This window comes from Burkholderia sp. WP9, from assembly GCF_900104795.1.
Lineage (GTDB): Bacteria > Pseudomonadota > Gammaproteobacteria > Burkholderiales > Burkholderiaceae > Paraburkholderia.
The window spans coordinates 1,279,521-1,303,450 of sequence record NZ_FNTG01000001.1; the positions used below are offsets into that span (position 1 = coordinate 1,279,521).

20 protein-coding genes are annotated in these 23,930 nt (G+C 63.6%); 10 read left to right on the forward strand and 10 right to left on the reverse strand.

Annotation, left to right across the window (positions count from 1 at the left end):
* Positions 1-177: 177 nt before the first annotated feature.
* The 3 genes from BLW71_RS05735 to BLW71_RS05745 form a co-directional block, all read right to left on the reverse strand.
* On the reverse strand, positions 178-1,860 hold the full coding sequence (locus BLW71_RS05735; protein WP_091793969.1) for an arylsulfatase: 1,683 nt from the start codon (positions 1,858-1,860) through the stop codon (positions 178-180).
* Positions 1,861-1,986: 126 nt separating this feature from the next.
* Entirely contained in the window at positions 1,987-3,045 is a 1,059-nt protein-coding gene (locus tag BLW71_RS05740; RefSeq protein ID WP_091793971.1) for an HAD family hydrolase, read from the reverse strand.
* A gap of 103 nt (positions 3,046-3,148) precedes the next feature.
* The gene (locus BLW71_RS05745; RefSeq protein WP_091793973.1) at positions 3,149-4,315 is read right to left on the reverse strand and encodes a formylglycine-generating enzyme family protein; all 1,167 of its coding nucleotides are present in this window, start codon (positions 4,313-4,315) and stop codon (positions 3,149-3,151) included.
* A 404-nt stretch (positions 4,316-4,719) separates the two neighbouring features.
* On the opposite strand from BLW71_RS05745, the gene BLW71_RS05750 reads away from it, so the two are divergent.
* The 9 genes from BLW71_RS05750 (at position 4,720) to BLW71_RS05790 (ending at position 14,051) form a co-directional block, all read left to right on the forward strand.
* Positions 4,720-5,679: an AAA family ATPase gene (locus BLW71_RS05750; RefSeq protein WP_091793975.1), complete on the forward strand. Its 960-nt coding sequence runs from the start codon at positions 4,720-4,722 to the stop codon at positions 5,677-5,679.
* Between the two features lie 31 nt (positions 5,680-5,710).
* Positions 5,711-6,673 (forward strand): DUF58 domain-containing protein, encoded by a 963-nt coding sequence (locus BLW71_RS05755; RefSeq protein WP_091793977.1) that lies wholly within the window; start codon positions 5,711-5,713, stop codon positions 6,671-6,673.
* Positions 6,670-7,209 carry a DUF4381 domain-containing protein gene (locus tag BLW71_RS05760; RefSeq protein WP_091793978.1) on the forward strand — a complete coding sequence of 180 codons (540 nt, stop codon included), beginning with the start codon at positions 6,670-6,672 and terminating at the stop codon, positions 7,207-7,209. Before BLW71_RS05755 ends, BLW71_RS05760 begins: the two co-directional genes overlap by 4 nt.
* Positions 7,196-8,233: a vWA domain-containing protein gene (locus tag BLW71_RS05765; RefSeq protein WP_091793980.1), complete on the forward strand. Its 1,038-nt coding sequence runs from the start codon at positions 7,196-7,198 to the stop codon at positions 8,231-8,233. The genes BLW71_RS05760 and BLW71_RS05765 overlap by 14 nt, the downstream gene beginning before the upstream one ends.
* Positions 8,223-9,815: a vWA domain-containing protein gene (locus BLW71_RS05770; protein WP_091793982.1), complete on the forward strand. Its 1,593-nt coding sequence runs from the start codon at positions 8,223-8,225 to the stop codon at positions 9,813-9,815. The genes BLW71_RS05765 and BLW71_RS05770 overlap by 11 nt, the downstream gene beginning before the upstream one ends.
* Complete coding sequence (locus BLW71_RS05775; protein WP_091793984.1) at positions 9,812-11,191, forward strand: BatD family protein; 1,380 nt, start codon at positions 9,812-9,814, stop codon at positions 11,189-11,191. The genes BLW71_RS05770 and BLW71_RS05775 overlap by 4 nt, the downstream gene beginning before the upstream one ends.
* Positions 11,192-11,295: 104 nt before the next feature.
* Positions 11,296-11,625, forward strand: a complete 330-nt coding sequence (locus BLW71_RS05780; RefSeq protein ID WP_091793986.1) for a hypothetical protein — start codon at positions 11,296-11,298, stop codon at positions 11,623-11,625.
* A 483-nt stretch (positions 11,626-12,108) separates the two neighbouring features.
* Complete coding sequence (locus tag BLW71_RS05785; protein ID WP_091793988.1) at positions 12,109-13,224, forward strand: glycosyltransferase family 4 protein; 1,116 nt, start codon at positions 12,109-12,111, stop codon at positions 13,222-13,224.
* A complete protein-coding gene (locus BLW71_RS05790) occupies positions 13,221-14,051 on the forward strand; it encodes a polysaccharide deacetylase family protein (RefSeq protein WP_091800485.1) in 831 nt (276 codons plus the stop codon). Before BLW71_RS05785 ends, BLW71_RS05790 begins: the two co-directional genes overlap by 4 nt.
* Positions 14,052-14,104: 53 nt before the next feature.
* On the opposite strand, the gene BLW71_RS05795 is transcribed toward BLW71_RS05790, so the two are convergent.
* The 7 genes from BLW71_RS05795 to BLW71_RS05825 all read right to left on the reverse strand — a co-directional run bounded on the left by BLW71_RS05795 (position 14,105) and on the right by BLW71_RS05825 (position 22,115).
* Positions 14,105-15,658, reverse strand: a complete 1,554-nt coding sequence (locus tag BLW71_RS05795; protein WP_091793990.1) for a phospholipase D family protein — start codon at positions 15,656-15,658, stop codon at positions 14,105-14,107.
* A 155-nt stretch (positions 15,659-15,813) separates the two neighbouring features.
* The gene (locus BLW71_RS05800; RefSeq protein WP_091793993.1) at positions 15,814-16,761 is read right to left on the reverse strand and encodes a TauD/TfdA dioxygenase family protein; all 948 of its coding nucleotides are present in this window, start codon (positions 16,759-16,761) and stop codon (positions 15,814-15,816) included.
* A 51-nt stretch (positions 16,762-16,812) separates the two neighbouring features.
* Entirely contained in the window at positions 16,813-18,189 is a 1,377-nt protein-coding gene (locus BLW71_RS05805; RefSeq protein ID WP_091793995.1) for an LLM class flavin-dependent oxidoreductase, read from the reverse strand.
* A gap of 46 nt (positions 18,190-18,235) precedes the next feature.
* Positions 18,236-19,102, reverse strand: a complete 867-nt coding sequence (locus BLW71_RS05810) for an ABC transporter ATP-binding protein (RefSeq protein ID WP_091793997.1) — start codon at positions 19,100-19,102, stop codon at positions 18,236-18,238.
* A 34-nt stretch (positions 19,103-19,136) separates the two neighbouring features.
* The gene (locus BLW71_RS05815) at positions 19,137-20,015 is read right to left on the reverse strand and encodes an ABC transporter permease (RefSeq protein ID WP_091794000.1); all 879 of its coding nucleotides are present in this window, start codon (positions 20,013-20,015) and stop codon (positions 19,137-19,139) included.
* Between the two features lie 151 nt (positions 20,016-20,166).
* Positions 20,167-21,018 carry an ABC transporter permease gene (locus BLW71_RS05820; RefSeq protein ID WP_091794002.1) on the reverse strand — a complete coding sequence of 284 codons (852 nt, stop codon included), beginning with the start codon at positions 21,016-21,018 and terminating at the stop codon, positions 20,167-20,169.
* Positions 21,019-21,047: 29 nt separating this feature from the next.
* Entirely contained in the window at positions 21,048-22,115 is a 1,068-nt protein-coding gene (locus tag BLW71_RS05825; RefSeq protein ID WP_091794004.1) for an ABC transporter substrate-binding protein, read from the reverse strand.
* Between the two features lie 296 nt (positions 22,116-22,411).
* Between BLW71_RS05825 and BLW71_RS05830 the strand changes: the two genes are divergently transcribed.
* Entirely contained in the window at positions 22,412-23,893 is a 1,482-nt protein-coding gene (locus tag BLW71_RS05830; protein ID WP_091800488.1) for an MFS transporter, read from the forward strand.
* The last annotated feature ends 37 nt before the right edge of the window (positions 23,894-23,930 follow it).

The following is a 23,930-nucleotide window of genomic DNA, read 5'->3' on the forward strand; positions in this document are numbered from 1 at the left end:
TTCTTGTGCGCGACGCTCTCGGCGAGAGTTTTTGGCGCGGTGAGCCAACGTTTGGGTCATCGGATAATGTGCGCGGATGCAGTGCGTCGAGACGAGGTGAATGGACTTGAAAACCGAAGCGTAAACGCGCCGCACATGCCAATGGAAGCCGGCAAGTGCGGCGCCTGCTGAAACGTATTACTCGAGTCCGCGCTTCTTGAACGACTCGTCGATCTTCTTGTCGACCTGCCGGCGCACACCGTCCACGCTAAAGCTCGCGGGCCGCTGGCTCGGCGGGTAATCGACGAAGGTCTGCAGGAATGCCGATGCTTTGAGCGTCGCTATGCCGTTCAGGTAGACGTTCTTCGTCACCCAGTCGTTGTATTGATCCGAGGTGATGTCCGCCCGTTCATAAGGATCCATGCGGAGGTTGAACAGCTTGGGCAACCGCAGACAGACGAGCGGGTCCTGCCAGATGTCGAGGTTGCCCTTGGCACGCTGCTCGCAAAATACCGCCTTCCAAGCGTTGCCATCCTGATCCCGGCGCATCGCGACCAATTGTCCGTCGTCGTCGAAGTAGAAGAACTCCGTGCGCGGGTCCTGGGTCGTCTGTCCAGTCAGGAACGGCAACTGGTTGTACCCGTCAAGATGGTTCTTGAAGCTCGTGCCTCCCGCCTTAGGCGCCCAGCCTTTCAGCAACCGGTCCTTCACGCCGCCGTCTCCCGCGGCGGCCAGCAGCGTCGGAAACCAGTCGAGCCCGGAGAACATGCCGTTAGAGGTCTCGCCGGCCTTGATATGGCCCGGCCATCGCACCATGGCCGGTACGCGGAACGCGCCTTCCCAGTTGGAGTCCTTTTCGCTGCGGAACGGCGTGGTCGCCGCGTCGGGCCACGAGAACTGATTCGGCCCATTGTCGGTCGTGTAGACGACGATGGTGTTCCTGGAAATGTTCAGGTCATCCAGCAGCTTGAGCAGTTTGCCGACGTCCTGGTCGTGCTCCCACATGCCGTCGGCATATTCGTTGCCGGGCATGCCGCTCTTGCCCCTGAACTCGGGACGCACGTGGGTGAAGACGTGCATGCGCGTGAAGTTCATCCAGACGAAGAAAGGCGTGCCGTTCTTCACCTGCTTGCGGATGAATTCCTCCGCGTGCGCGCCGGTTTCGTCGTCGATGGTCTCCATGCGTTTCGTGGTGAGCGGGCCGGTGTCCTGAACCTTGCCGTCCGAGGTGCTATGAATCACCCCGCGCGGCGAGAAGTTCTTCACGTAGGGATCGTTCTTGTCCTTCGGCCAATAGGGGCGCTCCGGTTCTTCTTCCGCGTTCAGGTGATACAGGTTGCCGTAGAACTCGTCGAAGCCGTGATTGGTCGGCAGGTACTCGTTCTTGTCGCCAAGGTGGTTCTTGCCAAACTGGCCGGTTGCATAGCCGAGCGGCTTGAGCGCCTGGGCGATAGTCATGTCGCCCTTTTGCAAGCCGACTGGCGCGCCCGGTGCGCCGACTTTGGACAGTCCGGTGCGCAACGGCGACTGACCGGTGATGAACGAAGAGCGGCCGGCCGTACAACTGTTCTCGGCGTAGTAATCCGTGAAGATCATGCCTTCATTAGCAATGCGATCGATATTCGGTGTTCTGTAACCGACCACGCCGCGCGTGTAGGCGCTGATGTTCGCCTGCCCGATGTCATCGCCGAAAATCACGAGAATGTTCGGCTTGGCCGAAGACTTCGCGGCCGGTTGCGGCGCGCTCGTAGGGGCGGGTTTGGCCGCCGGTTGGGTTTGGGCCGGTGCGTTGATGGATGGAAAAATCACCGCACCGAACGCGGCAAGGGCTAATGCGCCAGCCCCCAACGCGTAACGCCCTCGTTTCAACAGGTTTGTCATCGTGTCGCTCCAATGGAGTTGACTCTTATCCACCCGTCACGCATTGCTCCGCGTGATGCGGTCGCCCCTCGTCGGCCGCCGGCAGCCCACGGCCTGAACTTGCCGCGCGCCGCTTCTCGCCGCCGCTCACTGCTGCGGTGCGGGAAAGACGGTTTGCCAATCGTCTTTCATGCTCACCACCGTCCAGCCGTCGGCGACGGCCTCGTCCCACGCCTTGTCCAGCTTGCCGACTTTCGACGCGCGGTCGTAAGCGAATTCCCGCACGGCGTCGTCGTGGTGCAGGAGCAACGCGAGATGCCGGCGAGGGCTCGCGGCCGTGTACTGCAACATCTGCAGGTCGCCGTCGGAGTTGCCGAACGCGAGAATGGGCTTGTGTCCGATGTTGCGATAGATGCCGACGGGCTTGCCGGGCCCGTCATCGACGAAATCGAGTTTCGGCTCGCGCACGAGAACGGGCTGGCCGTTGCGCACTTCGTACTGCACGACCTGGCTGGAGCCGATCACCTGCTCGGGCGGAATGCCATAAGCCTTTTCGGCCCAGACCCGCATGAACTCGATCGTGCCGCCCGAAACGATGAAGGTCTTGAAGCCGTTGGCGCGCAGGTAGGCGAGCAATTCCCGTTGCGGCTTGTAAACGAGGTCGGTATAGGGCCGGCCGAATTTCGGATGGCGTGCGCTTGCCAGCCACGCGCGGATGGACTTGTCGTAGTCGTCGACGGTCATGCCGCTATTGGCGAGCGCGACCAGTTGCAGCAACGCTTTCTGCTGGCTCGCGAGCGCCCCGTAGTCTTTCGCCATGAGCGCCTTGAAGGCCGGGTTGTTTTTCCACTCGGGATGCTGCGGTGCGGCCGCCTTTACCTGTTCCAGCATAAAGACGAACTGAAAATACAGCGGCTGTTCGCTCCACAGCGTGCCGTCGTTGTCGAATACGGCGATACGCTCCGCAGGCGGCACGAACGACGGCGAGCCTTCACGGGTCACGTCGGCAACGAACGACTGGATTGCCTGTCTCGCGGGCGTGTCACGCCATGAGGGCAATGCGGCGGCAGGCTTGCTCGCTGTCGTTGGGGAGGGTGCGACGCCGTCGTGCGGCGCGGCGCAGCCCGCGAGACTGAATGCAACGCACGCTACGCGTATCAGGCGCAAGGCACGGCTCGACCACACAGACTGATGGCGCAGGTGCATCCGGGCTCCGGTTCGTTCACACGGTCAATCGCAACGCGCGCCGACAGATCGCAGGCGCGAAACACGGGGTTTCACCAACAGTCCAGTACAACAGTTCAGTACGTTAACCGCCAGGGATGCCGGGCGCGCCGGCGGCTTTTGCCGACGCCTGGCGCGCACCGGCTTCCTTCCAGGTGTCCTCGTCCATCACCAGCCGGAAGCCCAGATGCGACATGCTGTTGTAGGGGTCGGTACCGCGTCGCGCGCTGGGCCGGTAGCTCAGGCAATAGGTTTCGTTGCAGAGGAACGAGCCGCCGCGTGTCACGCGCTTGGGCGCGCCGACGGGGACGCCCGGGTCGGCGGGGTCCCACGAATCGCGCGGACCTGCCGGGTTGTCGATCGCGCTGGTGCTCACTGCCTCGCGTCTGAACTGATCCGCGCGATACCAGTCGGCAACCCATTGCCACGCGTTGCCGGTCATGTCGGAAAGGCCGTAGCCGTTGGCCGGAAAACTGCCTACCGGGCTCGTGCCGAGCGCGCCGCCGGCTTTCGGATTGACGACCGGGAAAGACTGCGGCTGCTGGCCTTGCCACACATTGGCCATCTGTTTGCCGTCAGGCGAGAACTGTTCGCCCCACGCATACGTGGCCTGCTCTAGACCGCCGCGCGCGGCGAATTCCCATTCGGCTTCGGTCGGCAAGCGCTTGCCGGCCCATTTCGCATAAGCCTGCGCGTCTTCGTAGGAGACCTGAACCACCGGATGATCGTCTTTACCGATGATGTTGCTGTCCGGCCCGGTCGGATGACGCCAGTCGGCGCCCGGCACATAGCGCCACCATTGCGAATAATCGTCTAGCGGCACAGGGCGGTTGGTGCCGACGAATACCATGGCACCCGCCACCATCGCACTCTCGGGCGGGCGGGGCGTGCCGGGCGGCAACTGGACTTTCAGCGTGTCCCAGTCGGGTTTCTTCTCTGCGGTGGTGACGTAGCCGGTGGCTTCGACGAAACGGCGGAATTCGGCGTTGGTGACGTGATGGCGGTCCATCCAGAAGCCATGCACCTTGACCTTGTGCGCGGGACGCTCGTTGGGTTGCGCCTGTTTGGCGTCGCTACCCATCAGGAACTGTCCGCCTGGCACCCACGCCATGCCGAGCGGGCCATGCGTGCCGTCGCCGAGGACGATGGCCGAATGAGCGGGGGTGTGCGGCGTGAAGGCCCAACTGACTGCGGCGCCGACACAAGCAGGGAGCATGACGAGCAGGGTGCCCCATAGCAAAAGTTTGCGCATGCCACCGGAACGCGAGAGAGTGGTTGCGGCCGCCCCGTGCTGGTGTGACGACAGGCGTGACGACGGCTGTGACAACTTCGCGGGCCCTCGATCTCTTGCACTCGTCATCTTTTCTCTCATGGAGTGAAACGGCCGGGTCGTCGTATATGACGGTCGACTCTTTATTTCAAGCCTGGCATTTCAAGACTGGGACAAGCTTAGCGATACAGAGTAACGATGCTGCACTCGCGCAAACAAGCAGTTGCAGAGTAGCAATTTTTTGACGACATTTCATATCTTTTTTTAACCATGCACGTGAGACACTTTGACGAATGCGGACCATTGCATTAACGTGTCTGACAGCGGGCATGGGCATTCGGGTCGTCCAATCAGATTGACATAAATGACTGGAGAGAGAAAGCACGATGCGCGACACCGTTCTGCAGTTCGAAGCGAGTGTGAATCAGGCGGTCGTGGGCCAGCAGTCCGTGGTTCGGCAGGTGTTGATCGCGTTGCTCGCCGACGGCCACGTGCTTCTCGAAAGTCTGCCGGGACTCGCCAAAACGCGCACGGTCAAGGCCATTGCCACACGGCTCGCGGCAACCATGAGTCGGATCCAGTTCACGCCGGATTTATTGCCGTCGGACATTACCGGCGCGGAGACGCTGCTGCAATCGGGCAGCGAACGCACACTCAGTTTTCAACCGGGTCCCATTTTCGGCAATCTGATTCTCGCGGACGAAATCAACCGCGCACCGGCCAAGGTTCAATCCGCATTGCTCGAAGCCATGGAAGAGCGGCAAATTTCAGTGGCGGGAAAAACGCACCGCATGTCCGCGCTTTTTCTCGTCATGGCCACGCAAAATCCGATTGAACAGGAAGGCACTTATCCATTGCCCGAAGCGCAAATGGACCGCTTTCTTCTCAAAGTGCTGATCGGCTATCCGTCGCCGGACAGTGAAGTCGCGATGCTGCGCCTGCTGCGGCAGGAGAGCAATGCGTCCGCCGAGGCGCCGTCCGTGCTGTCGCAGGACATCATCTTCGCGGTGCGCGAGCAAATCAGGCAGATTGTCGTTGCGCCCGCAATCGACGACTATATCGTGTCGATCGTCAATGCAACACGTCACGGCGCGCAACTCGACGCGGACCTCGGCAAGTGGATCGAAGTCGGCGCAAGTCCGCGCGGCGCGATCGGCCTCGACCGCGCGAGCCGCGTGCAGGCGTGGCTGCAGGCACGCAGTTTCGTTACGCCGGACGACGTGCGTGCCGTCATTCATCCCGTGCTGCGGCATCGGCTGATACTGTCCTACGATGCCAACGCGGACAATATCAACGCCGACCGGGTAATCGACCGCCTGATCGAAAAGGTCGCGGTGCCGGCCTGAACCCGGTGTCTTTTGAATGCGCAGGAGTGGCATGGCCGTGCTGTCCTCTACCGACATCGGCAGCGTATATGTCGACGCCGCGCATCTCGCGAAGCTCGAATTTCAGGCGCGCGGGCTGAGTTTCGTCGCGCCCGCGCCGGTGTCGAGCGTGCTGTCGGGCGCGCACGCATCGCGTCTGCGCGGGCGCGGCCTGAACTTCGAAGAGATTCGCGGCTATCTGCCGGGCGACGACGTCCGCCATATCGACTGGAAGGCGTCGTTGCGGCTCGGCAAACCGCAGGTTCGCACCTATACCGAAGAGCGCGACCGGCCGCTGCTGGTCGTCGTCGATCAGCGCATGAGCATGTTTTTCGGCTCGCGCCGCGCGTTCAAATCGGTCGTGGCCGCCGAGGCCGCCGCGCTTGCCGTGTGGATGGGATTCGCGGCGGGCGATCGCGTCGGCGGTGTGCTGTTCAACGACAGCCAGCTCACGCGGATCAAGCCCTTGCGCAGCCGCAGCCGCATCAAGACCCTGTTCGGCGCGCTCGCCGCGATGAACGGCGCGCTGCATGCCGGAAGCGAAGCCAGAACCGCATACGACCAGCTCGACGCCGCGCTCGAAGGCGTGCTTCAACTTGCAGGGCATGACTATCTGATTTGCGTGGTCAGCGATTTCGCCGGGGCGGGCGATCGCACGCGTCGACTGTTGCGGCAACTCGCGGCGCACAACGACGTCGTCGCGGCGATGATCGTCGATCCACTCTGGCAGCAGATGCCTGGCCGCCGTACGCTGGTGGTCAGCGAAGGACGCTTGCAGGTCGAATTGCGCATCGAGCAGGAGCGGGTGCGCGAGCCGCTGTCGAGCCTGTTCAGCGGACGCACGGCTGAAGTGGGCGAATTGCTGCGTACGAGCGGCGTGCCGCTCATGGCATTGTCCACCGACGAACCCGCCGTCGATCAGGTTCGCCGTCTGTTCGGCGAACGCGCGCGGCCTGCCAGGGGGAGCGGCATATGAGCGGCACCTCGAACGCTACGCTCGCTCCGGCCGGGTCGTCGGCGGAGCTGCAAGGCTTGCAGGAGTTGCCGCTGCCCCCGCCGGTATCGTACGTACCCCAAACGATTGGCTGGCTGTTCGTCGCAATCGTGCTGCTCGGTGCTGTCCTGCTGATGTCATGGGCTGCCCGGCGGCGCTATCGGCGCGAGCGTTACCGGCGTCATGCGTTAAAGGAACTGGCGGGCATCGAAGCGGGTCTCGCGTCCGGCCAGGCGGACCCGATGCAGCGCGCGGCCATGCTCGCCGCGATTCCTCGCCTCCTCAAACGCACGTCGCTCGAAGTCGCACCGCGCGAGCAGGTCGCGTCGCTGACCGGCGACGCGTGGCTCGACTTTCTGCGCCGCACGTGTGGCCGGTTCGACGAGCGAACCGGCCCGCTGCTCACCCTCGCAAGCTACGCACCGCCGCAGCAGGTCGCCCGTCTTTCGCCGGACGACGCCGCCGCGCTGATCCGGCACGCGCGAGACTGGATCGAGCATCATCATGTGGAAGTTTGATTTTCCGTGGATGTTCGCGCTGCTGCCGCTGCCCGTGTTGGTGTGGTGGCTGGTGCCGGCATATCGCAGCACGGCGATGGCCGTGCGCGTGCCGTTCTTCCACGAAATGGCGCAGGCCGCGGGAGAAAAACCGGCGCCCGGCGGCGTGCGCCTGCGCCGCCACTGGCTGTTGCGTTTGCTGCTGCCGGTGCTGTGGATACTGCTCGTGACCGGCGCGGCGAAACCCGTGTTCGTCGAGCCGCCAATCGTGCGCGACGAACCCGCACGCGACCTGATGCTTGCGATCGATCTGTCAGGATCGATGGCCACGCGCGATTTCGTCGATCCGGCCGGCGAGCGTATGGACCGGCTGGGCGCCGTCAAGCGCGTGGTGGCCGATTTCGTGGCGAAGCGCAAGGGCGACCGCATCGGCCTCGTGGTGTTCGGCGACGCGGCTTATCCGCAGGCGCCGCTCACGCTCGATCACGACAGCGTGCGGATCCTGCTCGATCAGATGCAGATCGGCATGGCGGGGCCACGCACGGCAATCGGCGACGCGATCGGCCTGACGGTCAAGCTGATGGCGGATTCGCACGCGCAGGAGAAAGTGTTGATCCTGCTCACCGACGGCAACGACACCAGCAGCGCGATCCCACCCGAGCGGGCCGCCGAGATCGCAAAGCAGCACAAGCTCGTGGTGCATACGGTGGGCATCGGCGACCCGGCCACCACCGGCGAGGATCGCGTCGACCTCGATGCGTTGGCGCACATTGCGAGCATTACCGGTGGCCGCGCATTTCGTGCGCTAGGCCAGGAAAAAGATCTCGCCGATGTGTACGCCACGCTCGACAAACTGACGCCCGAAAAAATCAAACGGGAAATCTACCGGCCGCAGCGCGACTATTTCTGGGTGCCGGTCGCAGCGGGCTTATTCATTCTCGCGCTCTATCATGTGCTGGCGTTGCTGGTCGCGCTGCTGCGCTCGACTGGGCGAGCGCAGCGCGCGCAAGGTGTGCCGGTCAGCGAGGCGCAGCATGGAAATTGACCTCACGGCGTTTCATTTTCTGCGGCCGGCGTGGCTGCTGTTGCTGATTCCGGCGCTCCTGCTGCCGTTCGTCTGGCTGCGCCGCAACGACGTCCGTGCGCGTTGGCGCGGTGTGATTGCGCCAGCCTTGCTCGAACATCTGATTGTCGGTGATGCGAAACGGCGCGTGCTTCAGCCCGTTCATACGCTGGCGCTGCTGCTCGGCATCGGCGCGCTTGCCGCGGCGGGACCGACGTGGCAGCAGGAGCGTCCGCCGTTCAATCAGGACAAGGCGCCGCTCGTGGTCGTACTCGAACTGGCTCATTCAATGGATGCCACCGACATTGCGCCGACCCGCCTCGAACGCGCGAAACAGAAGGTGCTCGATCTCGCGAGAGCGCGCAAAGGCGCGCGCACGGGACTCGTCGTGTTCGCGGCGACCGCCCACCTGGTGGTGCCGCCGACCGAAGACCCGGCAATGCTCGAACTCTACGTGCCCGCGCTGTCGCCGGCGCTGATGCCGCGTGACGGCAAGAACGCGACGGCCGGCCTCGACGTTGCCGAGCAGCTTCTGGCGAATGACCCGGCGGCGGGCACGATCGTGTTCATGAGCGACGGCTTCGACGCAGACGGTACGGACGCCTTCGTGCAGAAAGCGAAATCGCTGCGGCACCAGTTGCTCTGGCTCGCGGTCGGCACGGAGCACGGCGGTCCGATTCGCGGTCCCGACGGCATGATCCAGATGGACGCCGAAGGCCATCCGCTGCTGGGCACCTTCGACGCCGACGCGATCCGCCATGTCGCGCGCGACGCCGGCATTCCGCTCGCCAGCATGCGCGCGGACGACGACGATGTGTCGTGGGTCCAGCATCGCGCGCAGGCTTATCTCGCGCAAGCGGAGCAAACGAAGATCGAGCCGCGCTGGAAGGAAAGCGGCTACTGGCTCGTGTTGCCATTGCTGCTGCTTGCGTTGTGGAGCTTCCGGCGCGGCTGGACCGTCAAGTGGCTGCCGGTCGTGCTGATCTCGCTTGCCTTCGGCGCGCTGCCGCGTCCGGCGCAAGCGGCGCCGTGGCAGTGGCTCGATCTGTTCGCGACGCACGACCAGCAAGGGCGCTGGCATCTCGAACACGGTAACTACAAGGCGGCCGCGGCGCGTTTCGACGATCCGATGTGGAAGGGACGCGCGCAGTATCTGGCGGGGAACTACGCGGGCGCGCTCGAAACCTTCTCGCGTCTCAACTCGGCGCAGTCGTATTTCTATATCGGCAATACGCTCGCGCATCTCGACGACTATGCGGGCGCGATCAAGGCCTACGACAACGCGCTCAAACTGCAACCGTTACTCGCCCAGGCCGCGGCCAATCGCGCTTACCTGCAAACGCTGCTCGCGCGAGACAAACAGAACGACGCCGATCCCGAGGAAGATCCGCCCGACCAGGTGCAGGTGGACAAGAAGAAGGGCAGGGGCACGACAGCGGTCATCGAAGCGGCGCCGCGTCCCAGCGAGGATGCCTGGATGCGCAATCTGAACACATCGCCCGCTGTCTTTCTGCAACAGCGTTTCGAGCAGGAATCCGCGGCCAAGACGGGTGGTGCGCCATGATGCGGTTTCCACGCAGCGCTGCGCTGCTCGTGACGTTGCTGCTTTCGTCGCTGGTCTCCCTGCTTGCAGCCCGGGCCGCGGCGGCCGATCCCGCGCCGCGCATCATGGCGCGCGCGCATCTCGAACCAGCCGGGCCGGTCGTGGCGGGCAGCGAGGTCAAGCTCGTCGTCGATCTGCTGACCACTACATGGTTTACCGAAGCGCCGAACTGGCCTTTGTTCACCGTCGCCGACGCGATCGTGAACCTGCCCGACGAGCAGGCCGACAACCTCTCGGAGGACATCGACGGCACGCGCTGGTTCGGCGTGAGCCGCGCGTACCGGATCGCGCCGCAGGCCGGCAAAACTTACGAGATCGCGCCGCTGACCATTACGGTGTATCCCGGCGGCATGCAAGGACCGGCCCAGGTGAATACGCCGGCCTTGAAGTTCGTCGCGACATTGCCGCCCGGGGCCGAAGGCATGAGCCCATTTTTCGCCGTGCCCAAGCTCACCGTCGAACAGAAAATCGAACCGGCGCCGGCGCATCTCGCCGTTGGCGCGCCGCTGACGCGCACGATTACGCAACGGGCCGCCGGCACCGAGTCGATGCTTATTCCACCCGCGATACTCGGGGACGAGCACGGACTCAAGCGCTATGCGAGACCTTCGACGACACGCAACATCGTCGAAGATCGCGCCGGACTCGTCGCCGGCGAGCGCACCGACAGCGCGAGCTACGTGGCCGATCGCAGCGGCACGTTCAGCCTGCCGCCGGTGACGATCGAATGGTGGAACACGACTACGCGGCGCAAGGAAACGATCGTGTTGCCGGCGGTGCGTTTTTCGGCCGCTCCCGTACGGGAAAAGCCGCTGTTCGAGATTCCTCTGGAAGCCATGCGCGAGGGTACGCCGCATAGAATCATCGTGATCCACGCACGCGAAGCGATTGCCGGTGGTCTTGTCGTGTTGGGTCTGATCCTTCTGATTTCCTTGCGCACGCGTATCGCGTCGTTGGTTCGGCGAGGTCAGCGTGCGTTCAGCGAAGCGCGCCAACGCTGGCTGGCAAGCGACGCGCTCGCCTGGCGCAAGCTGGCAACGACCGCGCGTAAGGGCGAGTGGCGGCGGACCATTCCTGCGTTATATGCGTGGATGGATAGAGGGCGCGACTTCGGCCGCCCGGCCCGTTTCGATAATATCGACGCCGCCGGGGATCAGGATGCCGCGAGGCTGATCGCCGCCGTCCGGTCGAACTATGCGGGAGACGCTGCGCCGCGTTTTCCTGTGTGGAAAGAGATCGGCGCGGTGCTTCGCAGGAATGCGGACCGGGCGAGGATAAAACGTGAAGACAAAGCATTGCCGGGACCGTTGAACAGATTTGAAGAACCGGCGGATTGAAAATGTGCGGAGACAGACGCCACATAAGCAACCGCTTGGGAAGCGCGCTGCCGCTGTCCATGCGACCGTATGATTTTGCAACCTCTTTCGAGCAGGAGTCGCCCATGCATCCACGTGTTCAGTTTCTCTTCATCGTGGCGTTGACCAGTCTGCTGAATGCTTGCGCACAAACCGGCCCGGTCGAGTTTTCCGCGTCAGGCGCCGACGCGCCCATGCTCAACCAGGCGAGCGATATGGACTTCGGTCCAATGGACAGGTCGATCGCGCAATGCAAAGCGGTCTCGAAGAACGCTGGCCAGGATCAATGCACGAAAATTCGCGCCTACGAGTCATGCATGAAGAGCCGCGGCTACATTACCGTGCTTGGCCCGGAAAACCCGCAAGGCTGCGGCGATCCGGAGTGGGAAAAGGACGTGCGCAAGTGGCTGCGTTGAGCACGGATTCGCGGCATTGAGGGGCGAACGCGTCGCGAACGCTGAAACCCCCTGGACACATTCGACCAGCGCCCGCTCAAAGACATCATCCGCAATTGATAGACGGAGAATGCCAGCAGTAGTCAAGCGCTTTTTTGTCTTCACCCTTTTCCCTCCGGCGCTTTGAAAGCCCAAAAACAACACTTTCCCCACGACAACGTTTGCGCCTATGCGAGCCGACCCTAACGGTATGTTTGCCTATTTACAAAACCGGAAGCCACCCAAATACTCCAGCATCGACTTGAAAGTCGAGTGTCAACGAGAAGTCATGCCAGGCCGTTAAATGGACATCGACCGATAGCAGGTTGAGTTCACTTCCACATCGCTGCGCCCCCATGAACAAAGCGTTTGCCTGACGACCGCACTGGTCCGAGGTAAATATTACGAACGATTACGAGCCGCACGTCGTAGACAGGATAGGTTGCCGTAAGGCAAGTCAGCGCAATGAAAGCATTAAGCGTTCTCCACAGCGAGTCGTCGCGTGGATGGGGAGGTCAGGAGGTTCGCACGCTCAAGGAAATGATCGCGCTGCGCTCGCTCGGCCATAACGTCGAGCTCGTGTGCCCGGAAGACGCGCGCATCGGCATCCGTTCGCGCGCCGAAGGCTTCGAAGTGCATCATGCGCGTATGCGTAGCGGCGGCGACCTGCGCTCCATGCTGACCATCAGGACGCTGCTCGAGCGTCGCCGCTTCAACGTGCTGAACACCCATAGCGGACATGACAGCCTCGTCGCCGGCATGGCGGGGCGGCTGGCGCGGACACCGTTTATCGTGCGCACGCGGCATCTGGCGTTGCCTATCACGTCGTTGGCCACGTATAACTGGCTGCCGCATCGCGTCGTCGCGGTCAGCCATCATGTGCGGAAGTATCTGATTTCGGCGGGCGTGCATGAAAGCCGCGTGGAGACGATTTACGACGGCATCCTGAAGCCGGAAGCGCTGACACGCTCCACCCTGCGCGACGAACTCGGATTGGACGCCACGAGCGTGGTTGCCGGAATGGTGGCGATCATCCGCGAGAAGAAAGGCCATGAGGATCTCATCGCAGCGGTTCAGCCGATGCTGGCCGAGCGGCCCAACCTGCATGTCGTGATGGCCGGTGACGGCGTGTGGTTCGACAAGATCAAGGCTATTGTCGATGGCATGGGGTTGGCCCATCGCATCCATCTGCTCGGATTTCGCACGGACATTGCCAACGTATTGCGCGGATGTGATCTATTCGTTTTACCGACACATCAGGAAGCGCTCGGCCAATCCTTCATAGAAGCGATGGCGGCAGGTCTGCCGGTGATCGGCACGCGGGTCGACGGCGTGCCCGAGTTGATCGACGACGGCGTGAACGGCCTGCTCGTGCCGCCGCACGATATCGATGCATTGAGAAGCGCGCTTGCGCGTCTGATCGACGATGCGCCGCTGCGCGAGCGCCTGGGGTTTGCGGCGCGTCTGAAGACCGACAGCCGTTTCACGGTCGACGCCATGGCGAACGAGACCATCGACTGCTATATGCGCGGCATCTATGCCCGGCGCCCTTACTACGGCCAATGGCGGGCGACAGCATGACGAAGTTCGCACGCGCGGTGCCGGTGCTGATGTATCACCATATCAGTACCGCGCCAGGCATGATCACGGTGTCGCCCGAGCATTTTGCCGAGCAGATGGCGTATCTGGCCGCTGCGGGCTATACGACCGTCGGCAGCGCGCAACTGTCGGCCTATCTGGCGGGCGAGCCCTTGCCGAAGAAATCTGTCGTGCTCACTTTCGACGACGGCTACCTCGACAACTGGGTGCATGCGCATCCGGTTCTGCAGGCGCACGGCTTGACCGCGCTGTGCTTTCTGGTGACGAGCTGGATCGGCGAAGGGCCGGTGCGCGAGCATGCGCGCTCGGGCGGCGACGTGCCTGCCTTGCTCAATCACCACGACGGCGAACGGGCGATTGAAAACGGCGAACCCGACCGCGCCATTCTGCGATGGTCCGAGATTCATGCCATGCGTGAAGCCGGCACGTTCGAATTTCACAGTCACACGCATAGCCACGTGAGATGGGATCAAGTGTCCTCTCACGCAGAGGAGAAATGCGCGGGACTGTCAGCCGATCTCGCGAGCGCACGCGCCGCGCTGGAGCAGAAGCTGGGCGGCGTGTCGGATCACCTGTGCTGGCCGCAGGGCTATCACGACGCGGACTATCGGCGCATCGCGGCTCAGGCGGGCTTCCGCCATTTCTACACGTGCGAGCCGGGTTCGAACTATTCGGGCCGCAATGACGGAACGGCGCGCTCGATTACTCGCCTCGAAGTACGGAACAAGCCGGCTTCATGGCTGGCTTCGCGGTTGTGGGTGCATACACGGCCCACGATCAGCCGTGCGTATCTGAAGATCAAACGTTGATCCGCTGAAGTTGTTTCGCTGAAGTTGAGCCGCTGAATCAGCGCGGTCCCGCGTTACAGCTGCGATTCGATCGGCAGCAAGCCAAGGAACCAGATACCGACACGCTTCATGCCGGACACGCCGGGTTCGCCGCTCTCGGTCACCTTGCCATCCGGCGCGGTGTCGATCCACACGATCCTGCTCGTACCGTTGGGATCGGTGCGGGTTTCGAGCCGCCACGCGATCTGGTCCAGCTTCGGTTCGAGCCCATCGGCGACCTGTGCGGCGAGCGGGGGGCTTTCGCAATACACGCCGATCTCCGTATTGAGGGTGATGGAACGAGGATCGAGATTCATCGAGCCGATAAAGACGCTGCTCCGGTCGAATACGTAGGTCTTCGCATGCAGCGAAGCCTTCGAGGAACCGAGAATCGATTTCTTCTTCCCGCCGCTGTCTTCGCCGGCAGCCGGTTTCAATTCATAGAGGTGGACGCCGGCGTCGAGCAGATCCTTGCGGTAACGCTGATATCCCGCGTGAACGGCGGCAACGTCCGTTGCGGCAAGCGAGTTCGTCAGCACCGTGACACGCACGCCGCGCTGTGTCTGGGCGCGCATCCACGCCACGCCTTTTTTGCCGGGCACGAAGTACGGCGAGATGACCAGCACTTCCTTGGCGGGCTCGATACGCAACGCATTGAACTGCGACAGCAAGTGTCCCTGCGGATCGTCCGGCGAGCGGGTGATCTTGGCGGGGTCGTCGTAGAGCAGGGTCGCTTTGCCCCACGAGAAGTCGGTGTCGCGCGCAGCCAGCGTTTCGCCGAGCCTGGCTCTCGCCTGCGTGACGTAGGGCGAATCATGCTCGGATGCGATGAACGCCGTGAGCTTCGCGCGATAGGCCGGCAGCGCGTCCGGCTCGGCGGCATGTCCGGTCAGGCTGACGATCGGATAGGCGGCATCCGAGTTCCAGAATTCGTCGAAGGCGTTGGAGACGCGATGGACCACGGGTCCGAAAGTCAGCACGTCGAGGTCGCCGAAATCGACCTCGCTGGATGCGCCGAAGTACTCATCGCCGATGTTGCGGCCACCCAGAATGGCGGCCTGATTGTCCGCGATCAGCGACTTGTTGTGCATGCGACGGTTGATCCGGCTGAACTCCAGCGCCGTGCCCAGTTTCTTGAAACTGCGGTTGGCGACCGGATTGAAGAGGCGTATTTTGATGTTGGGATGCGAACTGATGGCGAGCAGAACCTTGTCGTCGGCGCCCGTGCCCAGATCGTCCAGCAGAACGCGAACCCTGACGCCGCGATCGGCCGCTTTGAGCACCGCGTTCGCCAGGTGGCGGCCGGTCAGGTCGTCGTGCCAGATGTAGTACTGCAGGTCCAGCGTGCGATCGGCCGCTTCCGCGAGCACGATACGGGCGAGCAGGGCATCGACGCCGTTGGACAACAGGTGAAAGGCGCTGCTGTCGGGGTGCTTGCGCTCCTGCGGTACGAAGGCGGCGGCAAGCCGGGTGTTGTCCGTGTCCGTCAGTGCGTGCGTCTCGGTGCGGCCGGCCTGCGGCGGCAAGCTCGCGCAGGCGCTCAGCAGCGTGAACAGTAAGACTGCCGCAATGCCACGAAACGTCGCCATATTGTGCCCTTCGATCGTCCCAGTCCGTAAGATAGCCGAGAGACATGGGGCGAGTCGAGTGAGCACTGAGGGTCTGGCGGATTTGCGCGCGCCGTGCCTAAGTCATGGCGATGTCATGCCGATGTCCCGCCGATCGCAAGCGCGCGGCGGTGTCCTCAGTTCAAGGCGACGGCCGCGGCGGCGCTGACCGGCGAACCTTCGATCGCCACCGACCGCGCGCCGTCCGGGCCGATAGGCACGTCGCCGACCAGCGTCGTGCGATACAGCTGCCGGTCGAAGTCGAGATCGAAGATATCCGTGGGCGCGAGATGAGCCGTTGCCCGGTTGTCCCAGAACGCGACGCTGCCGGCCTCCCATTTGAAGCGCACGGTGAACTCCGGCCGCGTCACGTGTTCCCACAGCAGTTCGAGCAGCACCTGGCTTTCGCGCGGGCTCACGCCGACTATGGATTTCAGGAAGCTCGGGCTGACATACAGCGCCCGCTCGCCCGTTTCCGGATGAACCCTGACAAGCGGATGTTCGGTGACGAGCGCGCGTTGCTCGACGGCCTGGATGAACGCTTGCGTTCCGCTCGCGCCGGCCGGCGGCGTGAACCGGTGAACGCCACGCAGTCCGTCGACGAAAGAACGCAGCGGCGCAGATAGCTTCTGATAGGCGGCGACCAGGTTGGTCCACTGCGTGTCGCCGCCGTAAGGGGGAATCGTCACGCCGCGCAGGATCGACGCCCACGGCGGATTGACCGCGGCCGTGACATCCGTGTGCCAGCCCGTCCAGGGGCGTTGCAGGGTCTGCCCTTCGAAACGCGTGGCCTTGCGGTACTTCGAAATCGAATAGACCTCCGGATGCCCCTCCACGTGGCCGAACACCGGATGTCCCAAGGTCAGTTCGCCGAATTGCGCGGAGAACGCAACATGCTGCTCGTGCGTCAGGAACTGCTCGCGAAAGAACACGACGCGCCACTTCAGAAGCGCCGCGCGAATCTCCGCGATCTGGCGCGCATCCAGCTTCTGCGTGAGATCGACAGCGTGAATCTCCGCGCCGATATGCGCGGACAGCGGCGTGACCTGAATCGACTGTACTTCCTGCACTGCGGCTGCACTCATGAAAAACTCCTTGCGAAAGAGAACGGGCGCGACGGTGTGAGCGCCGGCGTTTTATCGGCCGGCTGCGGCCGCGACCTGCTGCGTGGCACTGGCGTATCGGTTCGCGGGGCGCGGCAGCCCGAGATTGCCGCGCAGCGTGCCTGCCTCGTATTCCGTGCGAAACAGCCCACGCCGTTGCAACTCGGGCACCACCAGTTCCGCGAATTCCGTCAGTCCGCCTGGCAACCAGGGGGACATGATGTTGAAACCGTCCGCGCCTTCTTCCTCGAACCACTGCTGCAACTGGTCCGCGATGCTTTGCGGCGTGCCGACCACCTGCTGATGGCCGCGCGCACCGGCAATGCGCAGATACAGATCGCGGATCGTCAGGTTTTCGCGCCGCGCGAGATCGAATAGCAGGCGTTGACGGCTCTTGCCGCCGTTGGTTTCCGGCAGTTCGGGCAGTGGTCCGTCCACGGGGTATTGGGAGAGGTCGACGCCGCCGGACATATTCGACAGCAGCGACAGGCCCACGGTCGGATGAATCAGGTCCTGGAGCGCGGCGAACTTCGCTTCGGCTTCCTCCTGGGTGCGGCCGACCACCGGGAAAATGCCGGGCATGATCTTCAGATGGTCCGGCGCGCGCCCGTATTTCGCCAGACGCCCTTTGACGTCGCGATAGAACGACTGCGCTTCGTCGAGCGTTTGATGCGCGACGAAGATCACCTCGGCGGTTTGCGCCGCGAGTTCACGCCCGGCCTCGGACGCGCCCGCCTGCACGACGACCGGCCAACCCTGCGGCGAACGCGCCACGTTCAGCGGCCCGCGCACCTTGAAGTGCTTGCCCGCGTGGCCGAGCACGTGCAGCTTGTCCGGATCGAAATAGACGCCGCTGTTCTTGTCGCGGATAAACGCGTCGTCTTCCCAGCTATCCCATAGGCCCGCCACCACGTCGTAGAACTCTCTCGCGCGCTCGTAGCGGACTGCGTGCTCCGGATGCCGATCGAAACTGAAATTGAGCGCCTCCGATTCCGTGCTCGACGTCACCAGGTTCCAGCCCGAGCGGCCGCCGCTCAGATGATCGAGCGACGCGAATTTGCGCGCGAGGTTATACGGTTCGTTGAACGTGGTGGACACCGTCGCGATCAGGCCGATATGTCTCGTCACGACCGAAAGCGCCGACAGCAAGGTGAGCGGTTCGAAGTGATCGGCGCGCGCGGTGCGCGATAGCGAGGGCAGATTGGTATCGCGCACGCTCACGCTGTCGGCGAAAAAAATCGCGTCGAATTTGGCGCGCTCGGCGATCTGCGCGAGCTCCGCGTAGTGCGCGAAGTCCAGTCCGCCACCCGCATGCGCATCGGGATGCCGCCACGCGGCGATGTGGTGGCCCGTCTCCATCAGGAAGGCGCCCAGTCTGATCTGCCGCTTCGGCTGTTTGTCGCCGCTCATCGTCTGCTCCGTGAAGGGTGGTTGTGCGAATGGGACAGCGGGCGTGTCACCACGCGAGCCGCCATTCGGTGATCGGGGGACTTGCTACCGGAATGCGCGTGCCGTCTTGCGGCGTATCGTCCGTATGGGGTTCGTGCCGCGCGCGGTCAGGCCCGGCGAAGTCGGCCAGCACTTCGTCGCGCAAGCGGATGAAGCGCGGGTCATGGCGCTCGCGCGGACGCGGCAAGGCCACGTCCACGATCCGCTTGATACGGCCGGGGCGCGGTGCCATCGTGACGACGCGATCGCCGAGGTAAAGCGCTTCATCGACATCGTGCGTGACGAGGATCATCGTGATGCGTTCGTGTTCCCAGATGCGCTGCAACTCGTTTTGCAAACGGCCGCGCGTCAGCGCGTCGAGTGCGCCGAATGGCTCGTCGAGCAGCAGCACGCGCGGGCGATTGACGAGGCCGCGCGCAATCGCCACGCGCTGCGCCATGCCACCCGACAGTTGGTGCGGGTAGGCATGTTCAAAACCCTTGAGCCCGACTAGCGCGATATGTTCCGCCACGGCTTCGCGTTTTTCCGCTGCGGAAAGCGGTGCATTGCGCAGCGCGGCGAGAATGTTTTGCGAAGCCGTGAGCCACGGAAACAAGCGGTGATCCTGGAACACGATGCCTCGTTCGAGCGATGTGTCGCGCACCTTGTCGCCCGCGACCACGATGTCGCCGCTATAGTCGGTGTCCAGTCCGGCGATCAGCCGCAGCAGCGTGGATTTACCGCAGCCGCTCGAACCGAGCACGCTGACGAACTCGCCGGCGCGCACCCGCAGGCTGATGTCGTCGAGCACGGCGAGCGGTGCGCCGCCTTGCTGCGCGTAGCGTTTGCTGACGTGGAGAATGTCGATGCTGTCGGAGAGCGTGGAAGATGTCATGAGCGGTCCGGGCGGTGAGAGTTCAGTTGCGGGTTCATCGAACGGCGGACTGGAGCCGGCGCGCGAAGATCGCGCGTTCCACGGCCCGCGCCAGCGCGTTCAATGCCCAGCCGGTTATGCCGACCACGATCACGCCGAACAGCACCAGATCCATGCGGAACTGCTCGCTGCCGTCGATCAGCGTATTGCCGATGCCGCTGCCGGCCACCAGCAGATATTCGGCGCCGAGCGTGGCGAGCCATGAATAGATCAGCGCGAGATAGATGCCGGTGAAGATCGACGGCAGCGCGGCCGGCAGGATCACGGCGCGAATGAGTTGCCAGCGCGAGTAACGGAAGGCGCGCGCGACTTCGATATAAGCGCGCGGTACGGCGTGGATGCCGTCGCAGGTGTGCGCGGTGACGGGCAGAAGCGCGGCGAGCGAGAGGAACACGACTTTCGCCGCGTCGCCCAGACCGAACCACACGGAGATCAGCGGAATCCACGCGAACAGCGAAATCTGCTTGAAGGTGTCGAAGCTCGGCCCGATCATGCGTGTGGCAAGCCGCGAGAAGCCGAGCACGCTGCCGAGCAGCAGGCCGCCCAGCGTGCCGATCAAAAAGCCGCTCGCTTCGCGTGCGAGCGAGGCCGAGAGCGCCTTCAGCAGCGCGCCGCTGATGATCTGCTGCCATGCGGTGGCAAGCACCTGCGCGGGGCTGACCAGCAGGCCGCTTTTCACCACGTGCGCCTCCGAAACGGCCCACCAGATCGCAATCGCGACGATGGGCAAGACGCTCCCGCGCCAATCGAAGCGCGCCAGCCACGGACGGCGCGGCCGGGCGGCGCGCTGGGAAGCGGCGGGCGCGGCGCAGTCGCAGGTATCGCCGGCGGACTTGGGCGACAGGGTGAAACGTTTGAAGAGGGCGAGAGTCATTGGGGTATCCTCACGGGCGGCGCTTGGCGGGCGTGGCTGCCGGTGGTGCGTGGTCGGTGCGTATGGCTGCGCCTGGGGTGTCCGGGTGTGTCTTGGGGTGTCCTGCGGTGTGCTGGTCCGTATCGATGCGTGTTCGTGCGCCTGCATGCCATCACTCGCGGAACGCCGACGGCTGTCCGCGCCGCAAACGCGCTTCGAGTGCGTCCAGCGCCCGATTCACCGCATAGCCAATCGCGCCCACCATGACCACCGACGCCATCACCAGGTCGAGCTGAAAAAGCTGCCGCCCATAGACGATCAGATAGCCGAGTCCTTCGGAAGACGCCACCAGTTCGACGACCACCAGCGCGAGCCATGCCTTGGTGAACGCGAGCCGCACTCCCGTGGCGAGGGTCGGCACGGCCGCGGGCAGAACCAGATAGACAATCCGTTGCCAGCCGTTGTATTCGAACACCCGCGCGACTTCATCGAGCGCGGCGGGCGTTTGCCGGAAGCCTTGCAGCGTGCTCAGCGTGACCGGCACGAGCGCCGCATGCGCGATCAGAATGTATTTGAGCGGTTCGCCCACACCCACCAGCAACAGCAGGAACGGCAGCCAGCCGAGCACGGGAATCTGCACCAAAGCATTGAAGCTCGGCAGCACATAAGCCTCGAGCCTGCGCGACAGACCCAGCGCCGCGCCGAGCGCGAAACCGAACAGCGTGCCCGCGCCAAAGCCCAGCAGCACGCGTTGCAGGCTGATCAGCGTATTACGCGCGAGGTCGCCGCTGCGGGCAAGTTCGACGAGCGTGTCGAATACACGCTCGGGCGGCGGCAGGATTTGCGGTGCGATCCAGCCGCGCTCGCAGCCCACGGTCCAGAGCGCGAGCAGCAGGGCGGGCAACACCCAGGGCGCGAGCCGCCACGCTATTGCGCGCAGCCGCGCATCGCGCAATAGCGACGCGTGCGGCACGTTGGCTGACGCAAGCCGTTCACGTTCGACGTGGATTACGGTTTCGCTCATCGTGATCGCTCCGGTGAGGTGGCTGAGCGTTAGCCGAGCGGTTTGCCCGCGGCGTCGTAACGCGTCCAGTAGTGGTCGAGGTTTTGCGTGCGCAGCGCGTTGTCGAGATACTTCGTTTCGAACCAGCCGTCCACTTCGACCGGCTGACGAATCAGCTTGAGTTTCAACGCGTCGTCGGCCACGGCTTTGTAGCGCGCCACGATGAACGGATCGATCAGCGGCGAATTGCGATCCTTCAGGCTTTGATTCGCGAACTCGGCCTGCCATGACGAGTAAGGCACGCCGCTCTTGGCCCAGAGTTTGAAGAGCGCATCGCGGTTGCCTTCGTCGGAGGACCATTGCGCTCCTTTCACGAACACATTGACGACGCGCTGCACGACATCCGGATGCGCGTGATCGAAGTCGTCGAGCACCAGCAGATGAGACTGACGCGTGAACTGCGGACCGTCGTTCTGCGATTCGTAGACGACCTTCGCGAGTCCCTGGTCACGCAGCTTGTACACGTGGTAATCGTTGACGGACGCGTCGATACCCTTGGACGCCAGCGCCGCGAGCGAACTCGCGGTATCGAGATTGATCACGCGCAGATCGCGTTCGCTCAACTGATTGGCGGCGAGCGCGTTGTCGGCGACGAGTTGCAGATTGGTGCCGCGAAAGATCGACACGCGCCGGCCTTTGAGGTCCTTGAGCGAGTGCACATCCGAATCCGCGGGCACGGCGACCTTGATGCCGGTGCGTACGCCCGAGGCGAGCAGCAGGTGCGTTTTCAGGCCATTGGCGCGGGCGAGCACAGCGGGCAGATCGCCCTGGAAGGCGAAGTCGAGCGACTTGTCGGCGATCGCTTCGTTGACCGCCGGGCCCGCGCCCTTGAAGAACAGCCATTCGACCTTGATGCCGTCGGCGGCGAATTCCTTTTCGAGCGACTGCTGCAATTGCACGGTCGCCGCCGGCGAGCCGCCAAAAGAGGGCGGGTCGCCGGTGCCTTGTTGCGCGACGCCGATGCGGATCACAGCCGGTTTGTCGGCGTAGGCGTGAGCCGCGGCAAGCGAGAGTGTCGCCACCGCGACGAAAGTCTTCAGCAAACGGAAATAGCGCATGCGCAAATACCAATCGAGAGAAGGAAGCGGGTGCGAACGGGTGCGAGTGGGTGTGAAAGCTCAGGTCGGCGCACAGTCGGAACTACACGTTAGATTCGCGTGCGCTCGAATCCAACCAATCATTGCAGATAAGAAAATCTGCAGAAGTGCGAACCGTACCGGCTGCGCGTGGCTTCAAAGTGGTGCATTGAAGCAAGCGCGGATTTCCCGATTTGCATAGTTAAATTCGTCGTTTTGCCGGCATCGATCGCATGGCTACCATGCAACGCTTCAGCCACTCATGCGAAGTCCGGATCATGTCCACTGTTGCTTTCCCACCCGCCGCCGCCGACTCGCAGGCAAGCGCCGATAGCGCCGCGCGGCCCACTGTCATTCGTAGCGCGCAAGACGTCTCGCGTATCGTCAATGCCGGCGCTGCCAAGGGCAGCAATGCACGCATCGTGATTGCGATCGCGCTCGGCGGCGTCTTTCTCGATGCTTACGACCTCACCTCGCTCGCATACGGGATCAAGGACATTGCGCGCCAGTTCTCGTTGTCGCCGGTGCAGGTGGGCTTCGTTTCATCGGCCATTACGTTCGGCGCGATTCTCGGTGCGCTGTTCGGCGGCTATCTGACTGACCGCATCGGCCGTTATCGTGTGTTCATGGCCGACATGCTGTTCTTCGTGGTCGCGGCGATTGCCGCGGGTCTCGCGCCGAATGCATGGGTGCTCGGCGGCGCGCGGTTTTTGATGGGTTTTGGCGTCGGCCTCGATTTACCGGTGGCGATGGCCTTTCTCGCGGAGTTCTCACGCGTGGCGGGCAAGGGCAACAAGGCAGCCAGCGTCGCGGCGTGGTGCCCCGCCTGGTATGCGGCCACGAGCACCTGCTATCTGCTGATTCTCGGGCTGTACGCGATTCTGCCGGAGCATCAGCTCGGCTGGCTGTGGCGTCTGACGCTGGCCTTCGGCGCGGTGCCCGCGATTGTGATCATTCTGGTGCGCAGCCGCTATATCAGCGAATCGCCGGTGTGGGCCGCGAATCAGGGCAATCTGGAAGAGGCGGCGCGGATTCTCAAGCGCTCGTATGGCGTGGACGCCGTGGTCGAAGCCGGCGCCGCGCCGGTGAACAAGCCGCGCGCCGCATCGTGGCGCAACTACGGCGTGCTCTTCAACGACACTTACCGGCGCCGCACGATTCTCGCCGCGGTGATCGGCAGTGCTTCCTCGTTTGGCTACAACGCAATCATCTTCGGCTTGCCGGTGATCATCACGAGCTTCTTTCACCAGGGCCCGCTCACCACGATCATCGCGGCGCTGTGCCTGAATCTGGCGTTTGCGTTCGTGGGCGGCCTGATCGGCGTGCGCACGGCGCCGACGGTCGGCGCCTGGAAAATGACGGTGCTCGGCCACTCGCTGCAGTTCGCTTCGCTCATCGGGCTCGCCCTGATCGGCAAGCCGGGCAGCGGCGCGCTCGTCGTGGTGGCGATCCTGCTGCTCGGCGGCTACCTGTTCGGACAGGGTTTCGGACCGGGCTCGCATTCGATGACGTATGCGTCGCTCAGCTATCCGACGTCCTTGCGCGGCATCGGTGTCGGCTTCAACCAGACGCTGGTGCGCAGCGCCTCGACCGTGTCGCTGTTTCTGTTCCCCGTGCTGGCCGCCGCGTTCGGCACCAAGGTGTTCTGGCTGATCGCGATTGCGCCGCTGACTTCGCTGCTCGTGCTGCTGGTGATTCGGTGGGAGCCGTCAGGCTATGACATCGACGGCGAGGATTACGCGCAGCCAGACCCCGCGTGAAGACGATTTCAGTATGCGCTCGCGCTAACTCAACAAG